The organism is Achromobacter sp. DH1f (assembly GCF_000633435.1).
GTDB lineage: Bacteria > Pseudomonadota > Gammaproteobacteria > Burkholderiales > Burkholderiaceae_B > Achromobacter > Achromobacter deleyi.
In genome coordinates this window covers 37,054-54,062 of record NZ_AYMF01000029.1, presented here as the reverse complement: position 1 = coordinate 54,062, position 17,009 = coordinate 37,054, and the positions used below count along the sequence as shown (strand labels likewise).

Annotated in this window: 17 protein-coding genes; 15 read left to right on the top strand and 2 right to left on the bottom strand. The window is 65.3% G+C overall.

Translation table 11 applies throughout. The annotated features are described in order from the left end of the window. The first annotated feature begins 9 nt into the window (after window positions 1-9). Window positions 10-1,164 (top strand): transporter substrate-binding domain-containing protein, encoded by a 1,155-nt coding sequence (locus U858_RS0124440; protein WP_025139758.1) that lies wholly within the window; start codon window positions 10-12, stop codon window positions 1,162-1,164. Between the two features lie 29 nt (window positions 1,165-1,193). Beyond that, a complete protein-coding gene (locus tag U858_RS0124435) occupies window positions 1,194-1,793 on the top strand; it encodes an ANTAR domain-containing protein (RefSeq protein WP_051593685.1) in 600 nt (199 codons plus the stop codon). 3 nt (window positions 1,794-1,796) lie between these two features. Here U858_RS0124435 and U858_RS0124430 read toward each other — a convergent pair whose 3' ends face one another. Beyond that, window positions 1,797-2,558, bottom strand: coding sequence for an aspartate/glutamate racemase family protein (locus U858_RS0124430; RefSeq protein ID WP_025139756.1), 762 nt, complete (start codon window positions 2,556-2,558; stop codon window positions 1,797-1,799). A gap of 122 nt (window positions 2,559-2,680) precedes the next feature. Here U858_RS0124430 and U858_RS0124425 point away from each other — a divergent pair, with 122 nt between their 5' ends. The 5 genes from U858_RS0124425 (at window position 2,681) to U858_RS0124405 (ending at window position 7,182) form a co-directional block, all read left to right on the top strand. Beyond that, window positions 2,681-3,571, top strand: a complete 891-nt coding sequence (locus U858_RS0124425) for a LysR substrate-binding domain-containing protein (RefSeq protein WP_025139755.1) — start codon at window positions 2,681-2,683, stop codon at window positions 3,569-3,571. 214 nt (window positions 3,572-3,785) lie between these two features. Further along, window positions 3,786-4,754 (top strand): tripartite tricarboxylate transporter substrate binding protein, encoded by a 969-nt coding sequence (locus U858_RS0124420; protein ID WP_025139754.1) that lies wholly within the window; start codon window positions 3,786-3,788, stop codon window positions 4,752-4,754. After that, on the top strand, window positions 4,755-5,420 hold the full coding sequence (locus U858_RS0124415; RefSeq protein WP_025139753.1) for a 3-oxoacid CoA-transferase subunit A: 666 nt from the start codon (window positions 4,755-4,757) through the stop codon (window positions 5,418-5,420). It begins immediately after the preceding gene. Between the two features lies 1 nt (window position 5,421). Then, window positions 5,422-6,114: a 3-oxoacid CoA-transferase subunit B gene (locus tag U858_RS0124410; RefSeq protein WP_025139752.1), complete on the top strand. Its 693-nt coding sequence runs from the start codon at window positions 5,422-5,424 to the stop codon at window positions 6,112-6,114. A 96-nt stretch (window positions 6,115-6,210) separates the two neighbouring features. Next, window positions 6,211-7,182 carry a tripartite tricarboxylate transporter substrate binding protein gene (locus tag U858_RS0124405; RefSeq protein ID WP_025139751.1) on the top strand — a complete coding sequence of 324 codons (972 nt, stop codon included), beginning with the start codon at window positions 6,211-6,213 and terminating at the stop codon, window positions 7,180-7,182. A gap of 272 nt (window positions 7,183-7,454) precedes the next feature. On the opposite strand, the gene U858_RS0124400 is transcribed toward U858_RS0124405, so the two are convergent. Further along, entirely contained in the window at window positions 7,455-9,236 is a 1,782-nt protein-coding gene (locus tag U858_RS0124400) for a M61 family metallopeptidase (protein WP_025139750.1), read from the bottom strand. 32 nt (window positions 9,237-9,268) lie between these two features. Here U858_RS0124400 and U858_RS0124395 point away from each other — a divergent pair, with 32 nt between their 5' ends. The 8 genes from U858_RS0124395 to atpA all read left to right on the top strand — a co-directional run bounded on the left by U858_RS0124395 (window position 9,269) and on the right by atpA (window position 16,977). Continuing rightward, window positions 9,269-10,045, top strand: coding sequence for an enoyl-CoA hydratase (locus U858_RS0124395; protein WP_025139749.1), 777 nt, complete (start codon window positions 9,269-9,271; stop codon window positions 10,043-10,045). A gap of 257 nt (window positions 10,046-10,302) precedes the next feature. Continuing rightward, window positions 10,303-11,853 carry a DUF1254 domain-containing protein gene (locus U858_RS0124385; protein WP_025139748.1) on the top strand — a complete coding sequence of 517 codons (1,551 nt, stop codon included), beginning with the start codon at window positions 10,303-10,305 and terminating at the stop codon, window positions 11,851-11,853. A 648-nt stretch (window positions 11,854-12,501) separates the two neighbouring features. Further along, window positions 12,502-12,915: an ATP synthase subunit I gene (locus U858_RS0124380; protein WP_029954271.1), complete on the top strand. Its 414-nt coding sequence runs from the start codon at window positions 12,502-12,504 to the stop codon at window positions 12,913-12,915. 85 nt (window positions 12,916-13,000) lie between these two features. Then, complete coding sequence (atpB, locus tag U858_RS0124375) at window positions 13,001-13,882, top strand: F0F1 ATP synthase subunit A (protein ID WP_025139746.1); 882 nt, start codon at window positions 13,001-13,003, stop codon at window positions 13,880-13,882. A gap of 117 nt (window positions 13,883-13,999) precedes the next feature. Next, complete coding sequence (gene atpE / locus U858_RS0124370) at window positions 14,000-14,242, top strand: F0F1 ATP synthase subunit C (protein WP_003815363.1); 243 nt, start codon at window positions 14,000-14,002, stop codon at window positions 14,240-14,242. A 142-nt stretch (window positions 14,243-14,384) separates the two neighbouring features. Continuing rightward, entirely contained in the window at window positions 14,385-14,855 is a 471-nt protein-coding gene (locus U858_RS0124365; RefSeq protein WP_006227275.1) for a F0F1 ATP synthase subunit B, read from the top strand. A 12-nt stretch (window positions 14,856-14,867) separates the two neighbouring features. Further along, window positions 14,868-15,407 (top strand): F0F1 ATP synthase subunit delta, encoded by a 540-nt coding sequence (locus U858_RS0124360; protein ID WP_025139745.1) that lies wholly within the window; start codon window positions 14,868-14,870, stop codon window positions 15,405-15,407. Window positions 15,408-15,435: 28 nt separating this feature from the next. Further along, window positions 15,436-16,977 (top strand): F0F1 ATP synthase subunit alpha, encoded by a 1,542-nt coding sequence (gene atpA, locus U858_RS0124355; RefSeq protein ID WP_025139744.1) that lies wholly within the window; start codon window positions 15,436-15,438, stop codon window positions 16,975-16,977. The last annotated feature ends 32 nt before the right edge of the window (window positions 16,978-17,009 follow it).

Genomic DNA, 17,009 nt, shown 5'->3' with positions numbered 1-17,009 from the left:
CCTCAGACCATGGCAAACAAAGATCCTATCCGTGTGGGCGTGTTGTTCTCTGAAACGGGGGCCACATCTACGATCGGCCGCTCGCAGCTGCAAGGCACGCTGCTGGCCATCGATGAGATCAACGAGGCCGGCGGCGTCGATGGACGCGAGGTCGTGCCGGTGCGCTACGACCCGCGCTCGGATCCCGCCATCTACAGCGTGTTGGCTGAAAAGCTGATCACCGAAGACCGCGTCAACGTCATCTTCGGCTGCTATATGTCCAGCAGCCGCAAGGCCGTGCTGCCGGTGGTCGAGAAATGGAACCGGCTGCTGTTCTACCCGACGCTGTACGAAGGCTTCGAGTTCTCCAACAACATCATCTACACGGGGGCCGCGCCCAACCAGAACAGCGTGCAACTGGCCGAATTCATGACCGCCAACTTCGGCGCCCGCGTCTACCTGATCGGTTCGGACTACATCTATCCGTACGAGTCCAATCGCATCATGCGCGAGCTGGTGCTGCAACGCCAGGACAGCGCCAAGCTGGGAGAGCGCTACGTGCCGCTGACGGCGACCGAACGCGACTACCGCGAAATTCTCGACGACATCCGCAACAAGCGCCCGGACTTCATCTTCTCGACGGTGGTGGGAAATTCCACGGCCTGCCTTTACCGCGCCTATGCCGACGCCGGTTTCGATCCCAAGACCATGCCGATCGCCAGCCTGACCACGTCAGAGGCCGAGATCTCGCAGATGGAACCCGAGGTGGCCGCGGGGCATTTCACCTCGGCGCCCTATTTCCAGTCGATCGATTCCGAGGTCAATCATCGCTGCCTGGAGCGGTTGCGGCGGCGTTTCGGCGCGGACTGCGTGCCCAATCTGTGCTGGGAAGCGGCCTACTTCCAGATGCACATCTTTGCCAATGCCTACCGCGACACCGGCACCGACGAGATCGCGCAGATCCTGCCGCGGGTGCTGCAAAGCGAATTCGATGCGCCGCAGGGCCGCGTGCGCATCGACCCCGCCAACCACCACACCTGCCTGTATCCGCGGGTGGGGCGGGTCAACGGCAAGGGGCAGTTCACCATCGTGCGCGAGGCCACCCGGCCGGTGCATCCCGATCCGTACCTCGTCACCCACTCGCTGGGCGACTGGACGGCGACCTTGAGTTCGCTGGAGATCTGACGGTGGAGCCGGCAAGCCGCCTGCGCGTGATGCGCGCGACGCCATCGCTGCTGAAAGACCTGCGCACCCTGCGCGTTGTCGTCTACCATCCGGACGACGCCGACGGCAGGCAGCTGACGCAACAGCTGCAACGCATCGGCTGTCAGGTACAGACCTTCTGGCCGCCGGCGCCGACCTTGCCGGAGGGGCTGGATGTGGTGTTTCTGGCTGTGCGACCGGACGTCATCGACCTGGGGTTCGAGTGGGCCAAGAGCGACGAGGCGCCGATGGTCATCGCCATCGTCACCTACGAGAATCCCACCATTGTCGAAGCGGTGCTGCGCATCGGGGCCAAGGCTGTGCTGCCGTCGCCGGTGCGTTCGTTCGGCCTGCTGTCGACGCTGGTGGTGGCGCGGCAGGTCTGCGACGACATCAAGTCGCACGCGCGCCGGCTGCGCAAGCTCGAAGGCAAGCTGCTGGGCGCGCGCCGCATCTCGGAAGCCAAGAGCATCCTGATGCGTACCCGCAACGTGACGGAAGGGCAGGCCTACGACCTGATTCGCGAACAGGCCATGAACAAGCGCGTCACGACCGAGGACATCGCTGCCGCTATCGTCAACGCCAACGAGGTCCTGTCGTTCGGCAAATAGCGTTCAATACTTGCCGGTCAGCAGCGCGCCGGCATCGGGCACGCGGGTTTCCAGGCCCAGCACCTTGAGCATGCGATACACGGTGGCCGCGGCCGCCGTCACCACCGGCAGGCCCAGGCGGTCCTGCACCGGCTGGATCGAGGCCAGCGACGGCATCTGCACGCAGGCCGACAGCACCACGGCATCCACGCCGCGCGTGTCCAGGCGGTTGACATGGCTGGCCGGCGCCAGCGGGTCTTGCGCGCCCACCTTCAGGTTGTCGGCGATCTCCAGCGACAGGCTGTCGTGCACTTCGATGCCTTCGTTTTCGATGTAGTCCACCACCATCTTGGTCAGCGGCTTCATGTAGGGCGTCAGGATGGCGACCTTGCGCGCGCCGATGGCGTGCAGGCCTTCCACCAGCGCACCCGCGCTGGAAATGACGGGTGCCGGCGCGCCGTTGTCGACGGTCGCCTGGTGCAGCCGCTCCTGCGATACGCGGTGGTAGCCCAGGCCTTGCGCCATGATGGCCACCAGGCAGGCATAGCCCAGCACGTCCACGCGGGCGTCGGACAGCTCTTGCGCGCAGCGGTCGGACTCGCGGTCCATCGAGGCCAGCTCGGCCGCCGTCACCTGCTTCATGCGCATGCGGCTGGAATGGAAGGTGAAGCGCTCGGGCGCGATGGTCTCGCGCAGCCGCAGCATGGCCGGGATCTCCGTTTCCATGGTGGTGTTGGAACTGGGAACGATCTGGCCGATGCGCAGGGCGCGGGGCGGCGTGGTCATGGCGGGGCCTCCGGAAGAAATGGCTGCGCCCGATCGGCGCCAAACAATTCTGCTCGCGGCGAACGATAGTTTCCAATATAGTTTTTGTCTGGTTTCATATATTTCGCAAATCATTGGCCACCATGGAACTCCGCCAACTTCGCTATTTCGCCGTGCTGGCCGAAGAACTGAACTTCACCCGCGCGGCAGCCCGGCTGCATATTTCGCAGCCGCCGCTCAGCCTGCAGATCGCGCAGCTTGAACGCGAGCTCGACGTCAAGCTGTTCGACCGCAACAACCGCCGGGTGGCGCTGACCGAGGCCGGCGCGGCCTTCCTGAACGACGTGCGCGCCACGCTGGCCGGCTTGAAGGACGCCACCGTGCGAGCCCGCGAAGTCGACCAGGGCAGGGCGGGGCGCATCGAGATCGGCCTGTCCGGATCGCACTTCCTGGGCCCGGTGCCGGCGCTGATCGCGCGCCATGCCGCCACCCATCCCCAGGTGTCCGTGCTGCTCAACGAAATGAACCCGGCCGCGCAGCTGGACGCGCTGCGCGGGCAACGCATCGACGTCAGCATCTCGCGCACCGCGGTGGACGACGACGAGCTGCAATCGTTGGCGCTATGGCCCGACTCCGTCGTGGCGGCCTTGCCCGCCGGCCACCGGCTGGCCGCCAGGAAACGCCTGGCGCTGGCCGACCTGGCGCAGGATGCCTTCGTGATGCTGCGCCCGGACACCTCGGGCTTTGCCCGCGGCCTGGCCGACGCCTGCGCCCGCGCCGGCATCGCGCACACCGTGGCCCAGCGCGTGGCCGAAGTGCCCGCCCAATTGGCGTTGGTGGCGGCCGGGCTGGGCGTGGCGCTGGTGCCCCAATCCGCCTGCGGCCATTTCGCCGACCGCATCGCGGTCTGCGCGTTGCCCACCGAACTGTCGCGCGGCACCGTCTACGCCGTCACCCGGCGCCTGGGCCGCAACCGCGCCCTGCAGGCCTTTCTGCAGACGGCCGTCAAGATGGCGGCGCGGCCGGGGCGCTGACCGGGCGCCGAGCGAGCGTTATGCGGCGGCGCGGTTTCGACGCCGTCTTGAATCCGCGGATCTCCGCGCCGATGCCTTCGCTACGCGCTGCAACGGCGGCTCTTCGGCACAGGCGAAGCCGCTCCTCCACATTCCGGAATAGGCATTTCCGCCTGCCGCGCACACACTCTCCCGCACAAGTTGATCCGTTCGATGATCACGTAGGGAGACAAGCATGTTGCACCCGCAACGCTGGCTGGCCGCCAGCGCGCTGGCGATCACCCTGGCAGGCCCCGCGCAGGCGGCCTGGCCCGAGCGACCCATCACCCTCATCATCCCGGCCTCGCCCGGCGGCACCACCGACATCGCCGCACGCCTCATCGCGGACAAACTGGCCGCCAGGCTGGGCCAGCAGGTCATCGTGGAAAATCGCGCCGGCGCAGCCGGCATCATCGGCGCCCAGGCCCTGGCGCGCGCCAAGCCCGACGGCTACACGCTGCTGATGGGCAACATCGGCCCCAACGCCATCAACTACGCGCTCTACAGGACGCTGCCCTACCAGGCCGCCGACTTCGCACCCGTCACCCGCGTCATCTCGGTGCCCAACGTGCTGGTCGTCAACGCCGCGTCGCCCGTGCGCAACGTCGCTGACCTGCTGGCCGACGCGCGGCGCGAGCCGGGCAGGATCTCGTTCGGCAGTTCCGGGTCCGGCCAGTCGCCGCACCTGTCCGCAGAACTCTTCAAGCAGCGCGCCGGCATCCAGGGCACCCACGTGCCCTACAAGGGCGCCGGTCCCGCCGTGGCCGCGTTGCTGGGCCAGCAGTTCACCTTCATGATCGACAACCTGCCCAGCTCCATGCCGTACATCCAGTCCGGCAAGCTGCGCGCGCTGGCCGTCACCAGCGACCAGCGCCTGGCCGAACTGCCCGACGTGCCCACCATGGCCGAGGCCGGCGTCAAGGACATGGTCGTCACGGCCTGGTTCGGCCTGGTCGCTCCCGCCGGCACCCCGCGCCCGATCATCGACACCCTCTATGCCGCCACCCGCGACGTGGTCCGCAGCCCGGACATCAGCGCGCGGTTCCGCGCCATGGGCGGGCAGGCCGGCGGCGACACGCCGGCCGAGTTCGCCGCTTTCATCGACCAGGAACGCGCGCGCTGGCAACAGATCGTGGCCGCCGCGGGCATCGCGCAGGAGCAATAAGTGATCGACAAGATTCAGGCGTCCATGGCCGAGGCCGTGGCCATCATTCCCGACGGCGCCTCCGTGCTGGTCGGCGGCTTCGGCGAAGCCGGCGTGCCCTTCGAACTGCTGCACTGCCTGGCCGAACTGGGTCGCCGCGACCTCACCGTGATCGCCAACAACGCCGGCACCTGGGACCGCGGCATTGCCGCGCTGCTCAACCGCAAGCAGGTCAGGAAAATCATCTGCTCGCACCCGCGGCCCCCCAACTCCGAAGCCTTCGCGCGCGCCTTCCGAGCCGGCGAAGTCGAACTGGAATGCGTGCCCCAAGGCACCCTGGCCGAACGCCTGCGTGCGGCCGGCGCCGGCCTGGGGCCGTTCTACACCCCCACCGGCTATGGCACCGAACTGGCGCAGGGCCGCCACCAGGAAGTCATCGACGGCGTCGGCTACGTGCTCGAACAGCCGCTGCGCGGCGACTATGCTCTGATCCGCGCCCACCAGGGCGATCGCTGGGGCAACCTCATGTACCGCCACGCCGCCCGCAACTTCAACCCCGTCATGTGCATGGCCGCCGGCCACGCCATCGCCCAGGTCGACGACGTCGTGCCGCTGGGCACCTTCGTGCCGGAGCAGATCATGACCCAAGGCCTTTTCGTCAAAGCCGTCGTCCGGGTGGAGACCTGACATGCAGACCCCCCTGACCCGCCAACAAGTCGCCCAACTGCTCGCCAACGATATCCCCGACGGCGCCATCGTCAACCTCGGCATCGGCATGCCCACCCTGGTCGGCGACTACCTGCCGCCCGATAAGGACATCCTGCTGCAAAGCGAAAACGGCATCCTCGGCATGGGCCCCGCCGCCGTGGGCGACGCCATCGACCCCGACCTCATCAACGCCAGCCGCCTGCCCATCACGCTCTTGCCCGGCGCGTCCGTCACCGAGCACACCATCTCGTTCGCCATGATGCGCGGCGGCCACCTCGACTACGCCGTGCTCGGCGCCTTCCAGGTCTCAGAAAGCGGCGACCTCGCCAACTGGAAAACCGACGCCGCCGACGCCATCCCCGCGGTCGGCGGCGCCATGGATCTGGCCGTCGGCGCCAAGCAGGTCCTGGCCATCATGGAACATCGCGACCGCGACGGCGCACCCAAGATCCTGCGCCGATGCAGCTATCCGCTCACCGGCGCCGGCGTCGTCACCCGTATCTACACCGACCTGGCTGTCATCGACGTCACCCCCGACGGCCTGCGCGTCCACGCCGTGCTGCAAGGCATCAGCCCCGACTTCCTGCAGTCCGTCACCGAAGCCCCGTTGCAGTTCCCCGACCCGCAGCGCACCATCCAGCTCGACCCCGCCGGCACCCCGCGCTACGTGTGATCTGGCGCGCTGGCTGGCGCACCAGCAGGGCGCAAAAGCAGGACACGCCAGCCGCATCTGCGCAGACCTCTCGTCCGAAAACCCAGGAGCCCCGCCATGCCTCGTTCCTTCCTCGCTGCTCTGGCCGCCGCCACGGTGACTCTGCTTGCGGCGTCCCCCGCACAAGCCGCCGGCCCTTACCCCGACAAGCCCATCACCCTGCTGATCCCCTACCCGCCGGGCGGCAGCGCCGACATCCTCGCCCGCCCGCTGGGCGCCGCCCTGCAAAAGAAGTGGGGCCAGCCCGTCGTCCTGGAATACAAACCCGGCGCAGGCGGCGCCATCGCGTCCTCGCAACTGGCCCGCGCCAAACCCGACGGCTACACCCTGCTCATGGTCCTGGCCGCCCACGCCATCAACCCCAGCCTCTACCCCTCGCTACCGTACGACACCCGCCGCGACTTCGCCCCGGTCTCCCTCGTCGCCACCTTGCCCATGCTCGTCTCGGCCCCGCTCGCCACCCCCGCCGACAACATCCCCGACCTCATCGCCTACGCCAGGTCCCACCCCGGCAAACTCAGCTTCGCCTCCGCCGGCAACGGCAACACCAGCCACCTGGCCGCCGAAATGTTCAAGGCCCGCACCGGCACCGACATGATGCACGTCCCCTACAAAGGCAGCGGCCCCGCCGTCGTCGCCCTGCTGGGCGGCGAAGTCTCCCTGATGTTCGACAGCATCTCCACCTCGCTCCCCCAAGTGCAATCCGGCAAACTCAAAGCCCTGGCCGTCACTGGCGACCACCGCTCCCCCTTGCTCCCCAACGTCCCCACCGTCGCCGAATCCGTCCCAGGCTTCGTCGTCAACGGCTGGTACGGCATCCTGGCCCCCGCCAACACCCCACCCCCCATCCTGGACACCCTGAGCACCGCCATCGCCACCGCCATCCAGACCCCCGACCTGAAGGCCCAACTGAACAGCTACGGCTACGAAACCGTAGGCTCTACCCCCCAAGTCTTCGCCGACCACATAGAAAAAGAACTCGCCACCTGGAAAAACGCGGTAGAAGTCTCAGGCGCAAAACTGAACTGAGCAACGCAACGACAAGTCGCCAACACCCCGCCCGAAATCACAGCGACCCCGCCGCCAGCGCGCAGCGTCATCACGCGACGCAAGACACCGCGTAAGCCTCGTAAGGCCGCCCGCGCGGCCGGCACGAGGCGGGCCCCGCAAACCGCGCCAACCTCAAACTGACGGCGATCACCCGCCTGCCCCGTCACGCGCGGCTAAAGAACTCAAACCGACGCAAAAAAACAAAGGGCCCTTCCAAAGAAGAGCCCTTAACCAAAACCATAAAAAAAACTTTACCCAACAGTCAACACACAATCCAACGCCTCAGGCCCACTCAACCGAACCGTAAACACCCTCAACTCATCCCGCCGAAACACATGCACATCCACCCGATCCCCCACCCGATACTGCCCGAGCAACACCTCCACCCCCGCAGCCCCCTCAACCTTCAACCCATCAATAGCCACCAACAGATCCCCCGCCGACAACCCCCCCTTATGCCCAGCCCCGCCTTCCAACACGGTAGCCAGCACCAGTGAGTCCCCCTGCTTGCGCGTACGCACATCCAGCGAAGGAATATTCGCCGACACCTTCCACTGCACCTTGATTCCATGCGGCGCCAGCAGTTCGGCCAGCGGCACATCCGCCACGCCATAGGCATAGCGGGCGATGAAGCGCCGCGCATCCACCCCGGTCGCTTCCTGGATCAACCCAGGCAGCCCATCTTCCGGCAACCCTTGCGGCTTGCCCTGATAGAAATCCCGCCCATAGCGCTGCCACAGCAGCCGCATCACATCATCCAGCGAATACGACCCGGCGGATTCCTGGCGGATCAACAGATCCAGCCCCAACGCCACCAGCGCACCCTTCGTGTAATAGCTCACCAGCGCATTCGGTGAGTTTTCATCCTGCTTGTAATAGCGCGTCCAGGCATCGAACGAGCTTTCCGCCACCGACTGCTTGTGCCGCCCCGGCGTGCGCGCCACGCTCGTGATCGTCTTGGCCAGCAGCCGCAGATAATCGCTCTGCGTGATCGCAGTCGAACGCAACAGCAGCAGATCGTCGTAGTAAGACGTGAACCCCTCGAACACCCACAGCAGCCGCGACAGATCCGGCTGCGACAGGTCGTACGGCACGAACGCCTGCGGCTTGATCCGCTTCACGTTCCAGGTGTGAAAGTACTCGTGGCTGACCAGCCCCAGAAAGCCGCGGTAGCCGTCGCCCTGGCCTTGCTGGCCCAGCACCGGCAGATCCTTGCGCGCCGTCATCAGCGCCGTGCTCGCGCGATGCTCCAGGCCGCCGTAGCCGTCGCCCGTCACCATCGTCATGAACACATAGCGATCGGCGCTGTCCAGGAACGGCGCGCGCTTCGTGCGCGGCTCGAAAAATGCGATCTGGGTTTCGCAGATCTTGCGAACGTCGTCCGTGATGCGGGCCAGGTCCAGGTTGGGCGCCACGCCCGTGAACACCAGTTCGTGCTCGGCGCCATGCGCCGTGAAGCTCGCCACCTGCGGCGTGCCCATTTCCACCGGATGGTCGATCAGCGCGTCGTAGTCCGGCGCCAGATAACGCCCGAACCCATGCCGGCGCGCCGCGCCCTGGTGGCCGCGGGCTTCCGGCAGGCTGGTGTAGACCTTCCAGCCGTCGATGCCGCGCGGCGGCGCCAGGTCCACCAGGCAGGGCAGGTGGTCTTGTCCGTGCACCCGCAGGAACACGCTGGTGCCGTTGAAAAAGCCGTGCGTTTCGTCCAGATGGGCGCCGCGCACCGACAGGTCCCAGGCGTACACCGCATATTCCACCCGCAGCGGTCCGTCGCAAGGCGCGGCCTGCCAGGTGTGATTGTCTATTTTGTCGACAACCACGCGCCGATTGCCCGAATAGGCCGTCAGCGACTCGATCTGGCGCGAGAAATCACGGATCAGGTAGCTGCCCGGAATCCAGGCCGGCAACGACAGCCGCTGGCCGTCCGGCGAGGGGGCCTGGACGGTTAGGGTTATCCGGTAGCGGTGTCCGGCGGGGTCATGGGGCGCGAGGCGGTAAAGTACGGGGAAAGCATCGGTTTTATCCATGCGCATATCTTATTTCATCCTTCCCCTGGAGACATTCAATGAGCGAGTCGTTTGTGCTGGTCGAAACCCGCGGCCGCGTCGGTCTGCTGACGCTGAACCGCCCCAAGGCGCTCAACGCGCTCAACGATCAACTGATGGACGAGCTCGGGGCGGCGCTGCTGGCCTTTGAAGCCGACGCCGGCATCGGCGCCGTGGTCATCACCGGCAGCGAAAAAGCCTTCGCCGCCGGGGCCGACATCGGCGCCATGAAAGACTGGTCGTACATGGATGTCTACGGCAGCGAATACATCACGCGCAACTGGGAAACCCTCAAGCGCATCAAGAAGCCCGTGATCGCGGCGGTGGCCGGCTACGCGCTGGGCGGCGGCTGCGAACTGGCCATGATGTGCGACATCATCATCGCTGCCGACAGCGCCAAGTTCGGCCAGCCCGAAATCAAGCTGGGCGTCATCCCCGGCGCCGGCGGCACCCAGCGCCTGCCGCGCGCGGTGGGCAAGGCCAAGGCCATGGACATGGCACTGACCGCCCGCATGATGGGCGCCGAAGAAGCCGAGCGCGCCGGCCTGGTGTCGCGTGTCGTGCCGGCCGACAAGCTCATGGAAGAAGCCATGGACGCCGCTACCGTCATCGCCTCGATGTCGCTGCCGTCGGTCATGATGGCCAAGGAATGCGTCAACCGCGCCTTCGAGGGGTCGCTCAACGAAGGCCTGCTGTTCGAACGCCGCGTGTTCCATTCGCTGTTCGCCACCGAAGACCAGAAGGAAGGCATGGCCGCCTTCACCGAAAAGCGCAAACCGGACTTTAAACACCGTTAAACCTTGTTACGTCCGTGCCGACAGGCCGGATGCGCCAGGCAAGACCCACGCGCCCCGCAAGGGCGCGTTTTCATGTGCGGCGTCGGCATCCCGGGAACGTTGCGCCTTGAAACCTTTGGGCAGCACCTTGTTGCAGTGATCGGTCATATCCTGAACGGGCGTCATCACTAAGAGGTGCCGCGCCAGAGAGGCTTGCCCGAACTGGTAAGCCTACGCGCGGCGGCTCGCCTGCAAACAATAGCAACAAGGAGCCTTGCATGCGTACTTCCCCTTTTAATCGCCGGTGGTCCGCCGCCGTGCTCGCGGGCGCCCTGGGCGTCTGCTTCGTGACCGCTACGCAAGCCCAATCGCCGCGGCCGTCGATGCGGCTGGTGTCCGAGACGCCATACCCCGCCGCTGCCGCGCCCGCGCCGCAGATGAGCGCGCAGGAGCTGCGCGAGACCGCCATCGACGCCTATGTCTACGCGTACCCGATGGTGCTGATGGAATTGGCGCGCCGCAAGGCCACCGCCGTGCAGTCGCCGCTGGACGGCAAGGCGCCGGTGAACCAGTTCGGCCACAAGGCCGCGTTCCCCGACCCGCGCGCGGCCGATACGCCGTGGCCCAGCGCCGACGCGCTGTATTCCAGCCTGTGGTTCGATGTGTCGCGCGCGCCCTTGATCGTGCGCCTGCCCGATACCGGCAACCGCTATAACGTGCTGTCCGCGCTGGACATGTGGAGCGACGTGTTCGCCTCGCGCGGCACGCGCACCAACGGCCCTGGCGCGCAGTCCTTCGCCATCGTCGGCCCCAATTGGCAAGGCACGCTGCCGCCTGGCGTGGATGTGATCCACAGCCCCACGTCCACTGGCTGGCTGATCGGCTGGACCCAGACCGGCGGTCCGCAGGACTACGCCAACGTGAATCAGATCCAGGCCAACATGTCGGCCAGCCCGTTGATCGCACCGGCCGTGCCGGTACCGGGCCGGGCCCGCGGCGCGGCATCGCCGTATCCGCAGACCGGTCCTGGCGTCGGCACCGCGCCGATCGGCAGCGACGTACCCATGCCGATGCCCGTCACCGTGGTCGAAGGCACGCCGGCCGAACAGGCGGCCGCGATGGACGCCGCTTCGTTCTTCACGCTGTTCTTCGACGTGCTGCGCAACAACCCGCCGCACGCCAACGACACGCCCATCCTGGACCGCATGCGCCGCATCGGGCTCGATGCCCGCCAGCCGTTCTCGTATGGCCGCTTGAGCCCCACCGTGCAGCAGGCCCTGGCTGACGCACAGCCGCTGGCCGGCCGCCGCATCGCGGATGGCGTCTCGCGCCTGGCCACGCCGATCAACGGCTGGAACACCGTGCTGACCGGCATCGGCACGTATGGCACCGACTACACGCGCCGCGCCGCCATCGCCTATGCGGGCCTGGGCGCGCCCACGCCGGAAGACGTGCTGTATCCGGTCACGGTGTCCGACTCCAAGGGCCGCATGCTGTCGTCGAACGAAGACTACGTGCTGCACTTCGACAAGGGCCAGTTGCCGCCGGCCAACGCGTTCTGGTCGCTGCATGTCTATAACGACAAGCACGGCTTTGCCGACAACCCGGCCAACCGTTATGCCCTGCGCAGTACCGACGGCCTGAAGTACAACGCCGACGGTTCGCTGGACATCTACATCCAGCGCCGCGACCCGGGCGAACGCAAGCGCTCGAACTGGCTGGCCACGCCGGCCAACGAAGGCCAGTTCCTGCTGAGCATGCGTCTGTATTGGCCGCAGGATACGGCGCTGGACGGCCTGTGGGCGCCGCCGCCGGTCAAGCGCGACTGACCGGGCGCGGAAAGCGGCGCCGCCATGGTGGCGCCGCCCTCCAACGACAAAGCGGCCCCGGTGGGGCCGCTTTCTTTTTGCGCAATCGTGTTGTGTCGACCGGATGGATACCGCCCGGCGGCGAGGGGCATTCGCGTCCCCAATTTCTCTCGGAAGCCGCGGGGCTTCAGGCCCTTGTTGTCACCTTACAAACCCCCGAAAGTTCATTTGCTCGGGTAAAAAGAATCACGCTATACTCTGCGGGTTTGACGCTTGCGGGATAAGGACAAAGGTGCCGACAGCACTGGTCTTCGTAGCGAAACAAGAGAGAGCAGTACCGGATAGGGCAGTACCGGATAGGGCAGTACCGGATAGGGCAGTACCGGGAGCAGTACCGAGGGGCAGGGCTATGCGGCCAGGCTGAAAAGCCGGGCCGGAAGGCTGAGCCAAGCAATCTTGGCTTAGCAAGGTCAGGAACTACGTGGGGCTACTTGAGCAGATTTCAAGAGCGCTTTCGGGGTTCCAGCCAGGCAGGTAGCCAGGCCGGAATTTACGCGGGGAAGTTTGATGCAGCAGAACACAGTGCGGCACGAACCTGCGCGGCAGATGCAACCACAGCAACTGTCGCAACAGGGCGAAGTGCGCCAGGTTCTGGCGAATCAGGACTCGGTGGACCGGGTGCTGGTGCTTAGCGACGCGGACCGCGCGGCGCTGAATGCTCAAGCGGGCCGCGGACTCTTGTTGGCGCTGGTGGCGCAAGGCGCCATGGGGCTCGCAGCAGCAGTAATAGCGGGGGTTGTAGGAGGGGCGGCGGCAGGTTGGTCGGCGCTGGCGGGGGCAGGAGCGTATTTCATACCCAATGCGTTGTTCGCATTGCGCCTGGCTGTCAGTGTTCGGGCCGGTAAAGCCAATCCCTTTACCTTTCTCTCTGGTGAGTTGATCAAGTTGTTCGCAACGGCATTGCTGTTGTGGCTGCTTTCGCATGTGGCGCAGGACACGCTGGTCTGGCCTGCCGCACTGCTCGGTCTGATTCTCACCTTGAAGGGATATCTCCTGCTTTTGATGTTCCGCAAGTTGTCATAGCGCGCCGGGAAATTTACGGCAAACCGAATCGTGGAATCGTCCAGCTCGCAAGGGCTGGGCATACAGCAAATAGGGTAGGATTCAAATGGCTGCTGCCAGCGACGTGTCGCCTCAGTCCGCGTATATTCAGCATCACCTGGTGCATCTGAACAATACGGGCGAGAAACAGAGCGCAATTGCTCAGTTCGACATCATCAATTACGACTCGTTGTTCTGGTCCGGCCTGACGGGTCTGATCGTCATCTTCTTCCTGTGGCGCGCCGCCAGCCGCGCGACCGCCGGCGTTCCGGGCCGCTTCCAGGCCTTCGTGGAAATGATCGTCGACATGGTCGACGACCAGGCCAAGGGCATCGTCCACAACGCCAAGAGCCGTCTCTTCATCGCTCCGCTCGCGCTCACCGTGTTCCTCTGGATCATCCTGATGAACGCGCTGGACTTGCTGCCCGTCGACCTGCTGCCTTCGATCTGGCGCTGGACCGGCCTGGGCGCGCACCACGGCGACCCCCTCTACTACCACCGCGTGCTGCCCACCGCTGACCTGAACGTGCCCATGGGCATGTCGCTAGGTGTGCTGCTGCTGATGTTCTATTACGGCATCAAGATCAAGCACCCGGGCGGCTTCATCAAAGAACTCTTCACCGCGCCGTTCCACGCGCACGGCATCGGCGCCGTCGTGCTGGCACCGTTCAACCTGCTGCTGAACCTGATCGAATACGCCGCCAAGTCCGTATCGCTGGGCATGCGGTTGTTCGGCAACATGTTTGCCGGCGAACTGATTTTCATGCTGATCGCCCTCCTGGGCGGCGCCTGGACCGGCTTCAACGGTTCGAGCATCGGCTTGGGAATCGGCCACGTGCTGGCCGGCTCGATCTGGGCAATCTTCCACATCCTGATCGTGCTGCTCCAGGCCTTCATCTTCATGATGCTGACCCTGGTGTATCTCGGCCAGGCCCACGAAGGCCACTGATCCCCCGAATTTCCGGCGTCGGCCACCCGGCCGGCGCTGGATAGCAAGATCCTCTTGCATTGAGCAGTACCCTCATTTTTTTATTTTTGACTTCAGATTTCTAACCAAGGAGTTGTCATGACCAACGTCGCTTTCGTTGCTCTCGCTTGCGGTCTTATCATCGGTCTGGGCGCTATCGGCGCTTGCATCGGCATCGCACTGATGGGCGGCAAATATCTGGAAGCCTCGGCTCGTCAGCCTGAACTGATGAACGCTCTGCAAACGAAGATGTTCCTGCTGGCTGGCCTGATCGACGCGGCATTCCTGATCGGCGTGGGTATCGCCATGCTGTTCGCCTTCGCCAACCCGTTCGTCGGCTAAGGCACGCCCGCCGGCGAAAAGGCGGGTCATGACGCTGGCGGCGATGTGGGCATAAGCCCCGTCGCCGGTCAGCAAAGTATCGAGTGCTCCGCGTTGCCCCTCCCGGGTGCCGTCTGAGCCGCAAGGTGTTAAAGGAACGACCGTGAATCTGAACGCGACGATCATTTTCCAGATGCTCGTGTTCTTCGTTCTGGGCTGGTTCACGATGAAATTCGTGTGGCCTCCTCTGACGAAGGCGATGGACGAGCGCCGCCAAAAAATCGCCGACGGCCTAGCCGCCGCCGAGAAGGGCAAGGCCGATCTGGCCCAGGCCCAGGCGCGCGTCAGTCTGATCGAGGCTTCTGCCAAGTCCGAAAACCACGCCCGCATCATCGAGGCCGAGAAGCAAGCCGCCTCCCTGATCGAGCAGGCCCGCCGTGAAGCGGAAGCCGAGCGTGCCCGCATCGTGGCGCAAGCTGCACAGGATGCCGCGCAGGAAGTCCAGCGCGCCCGTGATTCGCTGCGCGACGACGTTGCCGCGCTGGCTGTCAAGGGTGCTGAACAGATCCTCAAGCGCGAGGTTGACGCCCGCGCGCACGCCGAGCTGCTGAACCAGCTTCGCGCGCAGCTTTAATCCGGGACCGTCATGGCTGAACTTTCCACTGTTGCCAGGCCCTACGCCGAAGCCTTGTTCGCCGCCGCGCGCGACGACAAGGCCGGTCTGCAGGTCTGGGCCGACCTGGTCAGCGAGCTGGCCCAGGTCGCATCCAACCCCGACGTGCGCGAGGCCATGGCCGACCCGCGTCTGGGTGACAAGCAGCGCGTCGACCTGTTTACCGGCCTGATCAAGGCCGATTTGCCGCAAGCCGCCCGCAATTTCATCGAGCTGCTGGTTGAAAACGACCGGCTGCTGCTGCTGCCCGACATCGCCACGCAATTCGTGGTGCTGCGGAATCGTCACGATGGCACGGCGCAGGCGGAAATCACCAGCGCGTTCGAGCTGAGCGATGCCCAAGTCAAAGAACTGGTCACCGCCCTTGAACACAAATTCGGCCTCAAGCTCAAGCCCAGCGTCACCGTCGACCCGTCGTTGATTGGCGGCGTGCGCGTGGCCGTCGGGGACCAGGTGCTCGATACGTCCGTACAAGCCCAATTGGCCCGCATGCGCGATACGCTCGCCGCTTAAGGCAACTAACAGGATTCCAGGAGTCAATATGCAACTCAATCCCTCCGAGATCAGCGAACTGCTCAAGAGCCGCATCGAGGGCCTGGGCGCTTCGGCTGATGTCCGTACTCAGGGCACCGTCGTGTCCGTGACCGACGGTATTACCCGCATCCACGGCTTGTCCGATGTGATGCAGGGCGAAATGCTCGAATTCCCCAACAACGTTTTCGGTCTGGCGCTCAACCTCGAGCGCGATTCCGTCGGCGCCGTTATTCTCGGTGACTACACCGGCATCTCCGAAGGCGACCAGGTCAAGACGACCGGCCGCATTCTGGAAGTTCCGGTCGGTCCCGAACTGAAAGGCCGCGTGGTCAACACGCTGGGCGAGCCGATCGACGGCAAGGGCCCGGTCAATGCCAAGGCCACCGACATCATCGAAAAAGTGGCGCCTGGCGTTATCGCCCGCCGCTCGGTGTCGCAGCCGCTGCAAACCGGCGTCAAGGCTATCGACTCGATGGTTCCCATCGGCCGTGGCCAGCGCGAACTGATCATTGGCGACCGCCAGACCGGCAAGACCGCCGTGGCCGTCGACACCATCATCAGCCAGAAGGGCAAGGGCGTCACCTGCGTGTACGTCGCTATCGGCCAGAAGGCTTCCACGATCAACAACGTGGTGCGCAAGCTGGAAGAGCACGGCGCGATGGAATACACCATCGTCGTGGCCGCTTCGGCTTCCGACTCGGCCGCCATGCAGTACCTGGCTGCCTACGCCGGCTGCACGATGGGCGAATACTTCCGCGATCGCGGCGAAGACGCCCTGATCGTCTATGACGACCTGACCAAGCAAGCCTGGGCCTACCGCCAGGTGTCGCTGCTGCTGCGCCGTCCGCCGGGCCGCGAAGCCTACCCGGGCGACGTGTTCTACCTGCACTCGCGCCTGCTGGAACGCGCTGCCCGCGTGAACGAAGACTACGTCGAGAAGTTCACCGATGGCGCCGTCAAGGGCAAGACCGGCTCGCTGACCGCACTGCCGATCATCGAAACCCAGGCTGGCGACGTGTCCGCTTTCGTTCCGACCAACGTGATCTCGATCACGGACGGCCAGATCTTCCTGGAAACCGACCTGTTCAACGCCGGTGTCCGCCCCGCTATCAACGCCGGTATCTCGGTGTCGCGTGTGGGTGGCGCTGCGCAGACCAAGGTCGTCAAGAAGCTGTCCGGCGGTATCCGTACCGACCTGGCGCAGTACCGTGAACTGGCCGCCTTCGCGCAGTTCGCTTCCGACCTGGACGACGCCACCCGTCGCCAGCTGGAACGCGGCAAGCGCGTGGTCGAACTGCTCAAGCAGCCGCAATACCAGCCGCTGCAAGTGTGGGAACTGGCCGTCACGCTGTACACGGTCAACAACGGCTACCTGGATGACGTGGACGTGGCCCAAGTGCTGTCGTTCGAGAAGTCGCTGAAGGATCAACTCAAGGCCAAGCATGCGGCCCTGATCCAGCGCATCGAAGACACCAAGGAACTGTCCAAGGACGACGAGGCCGAACTGGCCACCGCCGTTCAGGAATTCAAGAAGCACGGTGCTTTTTAAGAAAGTGATGGGTTAGGCGTCTGCAACGCCTC

Bases quoted from the DNA above. Each gene is read 5' to 3' on its own strand.
- U858_RS0124425 (WP_025139755.1), top strand. From the start codon at position 2,681: ATGGAACTCCGCCAACTTCGCTATTTCGCCGTGCTGGCCGAAGAACTG.
- U858_RS0124440 (WP_025139758.1), top strand. From the start codon at position 10: ATGGCAAACAAAGATCCTATCCGTGTGGGCGTGTTGTTCTCTGAAACG.
- U858_RS0124430 (WP_025139756.1), bottom strand. From the start codon at position 2,558: ATGACCACGCCGCCCCGCGCCCTGCGCATCGGCCAGATCGTTCCCAGT.
- U858_RS0124360 (WP_025139745.1), top strand. From the start codon at position 14,868: ATGGCTGAACTTTCCACTGTTGCCAGGCCCTACGCCGAAGCCTTGTTC.
- U858_RS0124385 (WP_025139748.1), top strand. From the start codon at position 10,303: ATGCGTACTTCCCCTTTTAATCGCCGGTGGTCCGCCGCCGTGCTCGCG.
- atpA (WP_025139744.1), top strand. From the start codon at position 15,436: ATGCAACTCAATCCCTCCGAGATCAGCGAACTGCTCAAGAGCCGCATC.
- U858_RS0124405 (WP_025139751.1), top strand. From the start codon at position 6,211: ATGCCTCGTTCCTTCCTCGCTGCTCTGGCCGCCGCCACGGTGACTCTG.
- U858_RS0124400 (WP_025139750.1), bottom strand. From the start codon at position 9,236: ATGCGCATGGATAAAACCGATGCTTTCCCCGTACTTTACCGCCTCGCG.
- U858_RS0124435 (WP_051593685.1), top strand. From the start codon at position 1,194: ATGCGCGCGACGCCATCGCTGCTGAAAGACCTGCGCACCCTGCGCGTT.
- U858_RS0124395 (WP_025139749.1), top strand. From the start codon at position 9,269: ATGAGCGAGTCGTTTGTGCTGGTCGAAACCCGCGGCCGCGTCGGTCTG.
- atpB (WP_025139746.1), top strand. From the start codon at position 13,001: ATGGCTGCTGCCAGCGACGTGTCGCCTCAGTCCGCGTATATTCAGCAT.
- atpE (WP_003815363.1), top strand. From the start codon at position 14,000: ATGACCAACGTCGCTTTCGTTGCTCTCGCTTGCGGTCTTATCATCGGT.
- U858_RS0124410 (WP_025139752.1), top strand. From the start codon at position 5,422: ATGCAGACCCCCCTGACCCGCCAACAAGTCGCCCAACTGCTCGCCAAC.
- U858_RS0124420 (WP_025139754.1), top strand. From the start codon at position 3,786: ATGTTGCACCCGCAACGCTGGCTGGCCGCCAGCGCGCTGGCGATCACC.